6 protein-coding genes are annotated in these 7,253 nt (G+C 46.2%); all 6 read right to left on the bottom strand.

The window, feature by feature from the left end:
* Positions 1-106: 106 nt before the first annotated feature.
* A complete protein-coding gene (locus RCH91_RS10895; RefSeq protein ID WP_306534968.1) occupies positions 107-1,648 on the bottom strand; it encodes a hypothetical protein in 1,542 nt (513 codons plus the stop codon).
* Positions 1,642-2,919, bottom strand: a complete 1,278-nt coding sequence (locus RCH91_RS10890) for a lipopolysaccharide biosynthesis protein (RefSeq protein WP_306534967.1) — start codon at positions 2,917-2,919, stop codon at positions 1,642-1,644. The genes RCH91_RS10895 and RCH91_RS10890 overlap by 7 nt, the downstream gene beginning before the upstream one ends.
* Positions 2,920-3,103: 184 nt before the next feature.
* Positions 3,104-3,745: an imidazole glycerol phosphate synthase subunit HisH gene (gene hisH / locus RCH91_RS10885; protein ID WP_306534966.1), complete on the bottom strand. Its 642-nt coding sequence runs from the start codon at positions 3,743-3,745 to the stop codon at positions 3,104-3,106.
* On the bottom strand, positions 3,733-4,512 hold the full coding sequence (gene hisF, locus RCH91_RS10880; protein ID WP_306534965.1) for an imidazole glycerol phosphate synthase subunit HisF: 780 nt from the start codon (positions 4,510-4,512) through the stop codon (positions 3,733-3,735). Before hisF ends, hisH begins: the two co-directional genes overlap by 13 nt.
* Positions 4,502-5,833, bottom strand: coding sequence for an N-acetyl sugar amidotransferase (locus RCH91_RS10875; RefSeq protein ID WP_306534964.1), 1,332 nt, complete (start codon positions 5,831-5,833; stop codon positions 4,502-4,504). Before RCH91_RS10875 ends, hisF begins: the two co-directional genes overlap by 11 nt.
* Before the next feature lie 31 nt (positions 5,834-5,864).
* Complete coding sequence (locus tag RCH91_RS10870) at positions 5,865-7,253, bottom strand: B12-binding domain-containing radical SAM protein (RefSeq protein WP_306534963.1); 1,389 nt, start codon at positions 7,251-7,253, stop codon at positions 5,865-5,867.

Raw genomic sequence — 7,253 nt, 5'->3', positions numbered from 1 at the left:
ATGCCAAGCAACTTGAGTCAAAGGCCAGAAAGCATATGCGGCATTTACAGAACAACCGAACCAAAGTGAAAAAGTTCTTCGAGCACCCCTGTGCTGCCTATGCATCTTAATTGCTCTGTTTATTTGCCGGAGTAATATTTAACTTATTAGAAGCGAGCTCCAGCATATATTCCGTTGCCGGTGATATAAAATACGTGTCGTCCATAGACTGCTTTGGTTTATGCTGCAGCAAATGATAAACAAGCTGGTTGACTGATACTTTATCTGATACCAGTACTGCCCAACCTGAAGCGACTTGCTCCTTAAAAAACTCTGCGCCATAATCACTTGTTATAACAGAAGGCACCCCAAAACTTTCTGCTTCTATCACAGTAGAGGAACTATGGGTTACATGGACATCGGTATGACGTAGTAATGCAAAAAGAGGAAGATCGGTAGCAACCGTTATATCGATGTTCAGATTTCCACAGTTTATAAAAATATCATGGATCAACTTTCTTTTATCTAGCATACAAGGATGAAGGCGAATCCACCAAAAATAAGAAGGGTCTGCAGTTGCTATAGCTTCAAGGATAGGCTTTAATTTTTCTTTGTCATCTATACCAAACTGTAAAGTGACCAGAATCTTTTTTTTATCCCAATACATAGCCCCGGCTTTATGTATAACATCATCATATCTTCTTACCATCTCACTAGTACTTTCTAGCCATAAATTTAGCCATGGGTTCCCACCAACTATAGGACGGTGATGGCTCTCCACTGTATAACTCCACTGCTCGATAGCAGCAGCATCAGCATCTCTCCAACACCAGAATAAAGAAGGAAGCATTCCATATCCATTCTGTGGCAGCTTATTCCATCTACCATAGGCAACGTGCAAAGGTCCCTGTAATCCATGTTGAAGATCAAAGCATGGAATATTATTCCCTCTGCATGCCAGACAGAATGCCATACCTTCAATGCTGTAATAACTGACAATAGCAGCTATTTTAGGTCTGACTTTGTCCAGAATTTTATTATAATAGAGAATATACTGTTTGATACTAAACACCAATTGAATTAACTTTTCAGCACTTGGAACTGAAATTCCCAGATTTTTACCATCGACGTAGTTGATAAAATTTTGAAATTGTGGCAATTCGCAATGCAATGATGACTTAAATTTCGATCGCAGAAATCCCTTTATTTTCGCCAAATTTAGGCCAGGTTGAACAAATTTTGAGGATGTCTTTCTTGGAATAAGGTAACTAGTTGATGGAGTAATCAACAGGGAGGAGAGTCCTTCATCACTTAAGACACTTATTAAAGGATCGCAAAATTTTTCATACCAGCTTCCATCCACGCTGGCAAATGATACCCCATCACTGTAAAACAAGGCATCTGCTTGCTTGAGCCGGGCACATTTTTTCTTGTCCTTATATGTAGCGTAAGCAAACTGGTGCAGATCTCTGAGTATGTCGATGGCTGCCGCAAAATATTTGTTACGTCCGGGCCGTGTTGCGACCTTTACATGGTGATGGGCATAAATTGAAAAGTTAAGGTGAATACGAATAAATGGCCAGATTTTTAGGCTATCAACCTCCCACTTATCAACTGGGAAAAGTTCTTCTGCCTCGTTTATGAAGTCCATTATTTCTGATGTCAGCATGTTGCTCTCTTAAATAAATTCCAAGGCATAGGATAAACTTTAGCACTTAATAACCATGTAAGAACAAAGCAAATAAAGAAAGTTAAAGTTGAAGCCTGGGCAGCACCGACTGAACCATTTAGTTTGATAAACAGATAGTTAAATCCAATGTTAAAGATTGCAGAAGTAAACGTAACCCATGCAAGAATTCTTGTTTTACCAGCAAAGAAGATGTAGTTAGCAACCATGTAATACATCCCGCTAAAAGAAAAACCTAGACAAACCCAAAAAATGTACGCCTGGGCTCCAACAAAATTCTTGCCCACATAAAACGAAAGAAACCACGGCACAACCGTCGAAATAAGAATTGCCATAAAAAATATCAAAAAGAAATAGGCGTACGTCATCCTCACTAGTCGTCGCTTACCTTCATGATTGATTTCAGACAACTGGCGGTACAACCACGGTGCATACGCCTGATTAAAAGAGGAAGCGCCTAAATCAATGATGCTGCCGAACTGGTAGGCCACCGAATATATGCCAGCCGTCGCCACTCCCACCATATTGGTTAGGAAGACCCGGTCAGTCTGCATGATCAGTAGCGCTCCGAGGGCATGGGGAATGAGGGGAAGCCCGAACGTAAGCGCATGGTCGACGGACGCCCGCTCGTAGCCGAACTTGAGCCAGCGGTTCTTGATGAGGAATAAAACCGCCACCAGGGCGAAAATGCTCAGCGTCATCAGTTGCGCCTCAAGTCTCCCCTGCCAGTTTTTTCCGTAGCCCACCACAAGCAGGACCGTCAGACCGACATTCACCAGAGTTTGAAGGTTCTGAAAAAGGCCAAAAAAGACCGGCTTATTTTCAACCTGCCACATGGTCAAGACGATAAGCCCAATAAACTGCGTAACCGCGAAAAGCACAACCGCCCACAGCCACTCGCGGGGAAATGCCGATAGCCGGCTGATGGGACCAGCAAATACCCACATAACAGTTGAAACCACAGCGGTGCTTACCAGCAGTATCAGGAAGCAATTCCCGATATACCTTGGTAGATCTATCTCGTTCCTATCGAAATACCTAACGCTAACAGCGCCGTGAAGGCTGAGCCCCACAAACGGGGTGACGATCCCAACCAGCACCGTGAACATGGCGGTGATTCCATAATCCGTCGGCGTCAGATATCGGGTGAGAACCGGCATCATAAGGAACGGGATAGCAGCGTTGACGATCCTTGATATGGTATAGATGCCCGCTGATCTAAGCAGTGAAGAAGATAATATTTTTTTAAGCATTTATTGTTCGAGAAACCATTTGTAACCCCGGTCTTGCCGTTCATTTCGGGATGAAACTGCGGCCACACATATTATTTTCCTGATGGGAGCTGCTACCTGCGGCTATTGTAATCGCAGTCAAACAAACAGTTGCCGGATAACGAGGCCGTACAGTATTAGATTTGTAGGTTGTGGGTCACCGCTTTTAAGCAATTTCAAGAAAACATTTCAATATGTTTAACCCATCTCTGCCGCTTTTCTCAGGATGGAATTGGCAGCCATATACATTCCCTTTTCTAATTGCAGCCGCAATCAATTGTCCATTGTAATAACAATCAGCAAGCCTTTGGTCGTGATGTGTAGGTACAGCAGAAAATGAATGAACAAAATAGAATGAAGATTCTGGTAGTATATTCCCCAAAATGGTTCCCTTCCACGAGACGCTTTCGGGTAAACAAATATTATTCCAACCGATGTGAGGAATTTTGTGCGGCGTGCCGTCATTGCCCACCCGAGGGATAGCAACAACTTTGCCGGAGATAAGACCCAAACCGGCATTTGCACCGAATTCTTCACTCTCATCCAGCATCATTTGCATCCCCAGACAAATACCAAGAAAAGGACGCCCTTTAGCTGCAAACTTCTTGATTGGCTCAACCAGCCTTCGTTCGGTCAAACCTAACATTCCATCTGCAAATGCTCCAACTCCAGGCAATACGAGATAATCTGCATCTGCAATTTTTCTAACATCATCTGTCAATAGGACAGAAGCGCCGCAATGCTCAAAAGCACGGGCAACACTCAAGAGGTTGCCGATGCCATAATCGATAACTGTTACACGTTGCATGGAGCTCCTCTCCTGACATGTATGCCCCTTTGGAGCGCCTCAATACGGACATCCTGTATCGTAAGCTTCTTGTAGTGCAGCGCTCCTGCAATCGCAACGGCATCAGCCTGACCAGCCTTCACCACTTGCTCAAAATCGTCTACCGTCCCCAGACCACCGCTGGCGATTACGGGGATCGAGACTACCCGCGAAACAGAAGACGTCAGTTCGCAATCAAAGCCTCTGCCGGTCCCTTCCATGTCAACAGATGTCAAAAGGATCTCACCGGCACCGAGTTCGCATCCCTTCTGTGCCCACTCTAACACGTCGAATCCGGTCTTTTCCCTGCCGTTGTCGTAATAGACTTCCCATTTCCCTGGTGCAGTGCGCTTTGCTTCGATCGAGAGAACCATGCACTGAGCACCGAACTTCTGTGATATTTCATGGATCAATTCCGGTCGTTTTACGGCAGCCGTATTCACCGCCACCTTGTCGGCTCCAGCCCGTAAAATTTCTCGAGCATCATCCACAGAACGAACACCGCCACCGACGGTTATTGGAATAAACACGTCCTGTGTCGTTCGCCGCACAATGTTCAGAAAGCTGCTTCGTTCGTACAAGCTAGCTACAACATCAATGTAAATGATCTCGTCGATACCCTGCTCATAGTACTCTTTCGCAAAGACGTTCGGGTCACCAATTTTTCGGAGTCCCTCGAGATGAATCCCTTTAATCAGGTTGGTTCCTTTGATGTCGAGTCTCGATATGATTCTGATGTTACTGGCCATGACGAGACTGATCCCCAAACACAGTATGCCGAAGTTTCCATGTACCGTTATCGAGTTTCCAGAGATGCGGTGAACGAAACTGGTCGGCCAGCGTCAGAAAATAATCCCGGTCCATCACAGGTTGCCCGAACATTTTGGAAGCTATCGGGAACTCTTTCGCTGGGATGCTCAGATACCTGAAGATATCTTCTGCAAAGCGTTCGGGAAACTCGCCATCAAACTTCTTCACCAAAGCCACGCCCTCTTCCCGGGTGATTTCTTCGTTACGAATCTCCTGAGCGGCATCGTATGTCGCACGGCCTATACCGAACTTGATGTAGGTGGTGTAGTAGTGGAAGTCATCGATTCGGTCGTCTATGCTGTTGTACTTGCTGTAAGTGCCGGGAGTCCTCTCCGGGGATGCCTCGAACCCCCCGTTTTCAACCGCATAGTAGTAGCACTCCTGGGGGTGCCATTTGAGGTAGTAGCCAAGGTAATGCACCTCGGTATTGGTTTTCTCAATTTCTTCAGGATCGGCAGGGTAATACGGCTGCAGGTCGTTGTCGTCAAGGCCAAAGCAATTCTTGAGGTCCGCTACAGATGTGCCGCCGAGGTACACTCTGCTCTTGTCTTCGGCAGTGAAATATGACCAGTCTCGCTTTGCCGTTGCCGTATCTGCTATGGGGTTGCCGTACTCTGCCTCATCCTCCCCATAGAATATGAGCGGAATCTTGTGAAGGATCGCTATCTTCGGAGCAAGTGATTTCTGCCCGAAAATGAACGGTTGAAACGGGTGGAAGAGATTCTCTACCGCCAGCCGCGTCAGGAGCCGGTGGACCCTGCCGTTTGGAGTACACAGAAAATTGTCGAATCCGGCGTGGAGCCATGCCTGAAAGTTTCTCCAGCCCCATTCAGTATATATATGCGGTGCCCACGTCACCGTCAGGGGATGCATCCCATACTTGTACTTCAGTACATGAGATTGATAGAAACTGTCCTTGCCGCCCGAGCCTGGAACAAGGCAGTCGTACGAGCCATCCTTGCTTCGATGGCGGTCGCACAGATCCCTGAGCTCACGCTCGCGCTCCTGCCAGTCTATGGTTTTGTTCTTCTGTTCAGCGACTCGACATGCGTCACACACACCATCAGTAAAGCCGATTGTCTGTTTTTTGCTGTTTTTCGTGTGGCTGTACTCAATCGCCGAATTCGGTCTCTGATTCGAGATCACGCATTTTTTGCAGAAGGTGACCTCGCGCGGCAACCCGTAAAGCGCCTCAAGCTGGTCTGCTGACTGGATAAATTTTTCTAGGTCTCCGCGTTCAGGTATTGGATATGCCTTCATGGAATGAATCTCCTCTGCTTGTGTTGGTATATCAATTGTGACGATACCCTCGGAAAGTGGCATCCTTTTCGAGGTACAATTTCTCTGTTTGCGAAACCATGCTGGTCAACTTCTTGTTAAAGTAGTTGGTCAGGAGCCTCGTATTCGCATCACTAAGGCTTTGATGAAACTCCTCATCGGTCATGGCGGTGAAATTAATAGATACGAGGTCTGAATTGATATGCTTGTTCTCGTAGAAATCCTCGCAGCCCTTCAACAGTCCCTTTTCGATAGCCTGGTAATATAGCGGTGCACCTGGGTAGGGAGTAACAGGCCGGATTGTACGCATTTGGGCACCATCGTCGTACTTCAGGAGAAACTCGACTCCCTTTTCGAGTGTCTGGCGACTGTCTCCGATATTGCCAAAAATGATATTGTAACCTGGGCTTATTCCGGCTTCCAATGTCGCTTCAATGCCTTTCACGATCTGCTTCGTCGTCAAGGACTTATGCATATTTCTTAGTACTTGGTCATCCATGGCTTCGATACCGTAGTTTATGAAGACACAACCGGCACGTTTCATCAGCTGTAACGTATCAGGTTTTGCGTAGTTGAGACGCCCGTTGCAATCCCATTTAATATTGAGTTTCTCCCGCAGAAAATCCTCGCACAGGCTCTTGACCCTCTCTTCGGATGACATTAAAAGTTCATCTGAAAAAGCAATATAAGTAATCCCGAAGTCCCGTTTCAGCAGTTTGATTTCTTCTATGATGCTCTCGTTGCTCCGAGGTCGGAATCCCTTGTCCATGCGATAACAGAACGTGCATTCGAAGGTGCATCCACGGCCGGACAGCACCGGCATGACAAAGTCCGAGTTGCTGGCGTGTGGCATCCTAAGAAGCCGATAATACTCCATAGAGAACAAGTCAAAGGCCGGAAAAGGGATCGAGTCAATATCCTCGATCAGCGGCCTGCGTTCATTAACAACGACCCTGTCACCGTCCTTGTAGGCGATTCCCTTAATACCATCAAATGAACGCTTTTGTGAAACAGCATTCAGCAGTTCCAGAATGGTTATTTCCCCCTCACCGATCACGATTACATCGGCGTGTGTCTTGTTAAGAAAAAACTCGGGCTCCGGGGCTGGCCCATGGCCACCTATGATATAGAACGGACGTTTTTTTGCACGGTTCACTGAATCTGATATTCTTAGTGCTTTTCTGTACTGATAGTAGCCGGCAATAAAGCTGAATCCGACTACATCGAAATCGTTGTTATCAAGAAAATGCGTTAGGTGCTTGTCAGGATAATGATTCACATCCTGATTGTAAATCTGGACATCATGCCCTTCACGCCTAAGTACCGCGGCAATATATGCGAGACCCTGCGGAAACCAGTGAATGTAAGAATCATTGTCATATACCACTAGTAAAATTCTCAT

This window comes from Geobacter sp., assembly GCF_030834625.1.
Classification (GTDB): Bacteria; Desulfobacterota; Desulfuromonadia; order Geobacterales; family Geobacteraceae; genus Geobacter.
This window is presented reverse-complemented; position numbering and strand designations above follow the sequence as displayed.

What these genes read in the sequence shown, in the direction of transcription:
- RCH91_RS10895 (WP_306534968.1), bottom strand. Translation starts at nt 1,648, where the DNA reads ATGCTGACATCAGAAATAATGGACTTCATAAACGAGGCAGAAGAACTT.
- RCH91_RS10875 (WP_306534964.1), bottom strand. Translation starts at nt 5,833, where the DNA reads ATGAAGGCATATCCAATACCTGAACGCGGAGACCTAGAAAAATTTATC.
- hisH (WP_306534966.1), bottom strand. Translation starts at nt 3,745, where the DNA reads ATGCAACGTGTAACAGTTATCGATTATGGCATCGGCAACCTCTTGAGT.
- hisF (WP_306534965.1), bottom strand. Translation starts at nt 4,512, where the DNA reads ATGGCCAGTAACATCAGAATCATATCGAGACTCGACATCAAAGGAACC.
- RCH91_RS10890 (WP_306534967.1), bottom strand. Translation starts at nt 2,919, where the DNA reads ATGCTTAAAAAAATATTATCTTCTTCACTGCTTAGATCAGCGGGCATC.
- RCH91_RS10870 (WP_306534963.1), bottom strand. Translation starts at nt 7,253, where the DNA reads ATGAGAATTTTACTAGTGGTATATGACAATGATTCTTACATTCACTGG.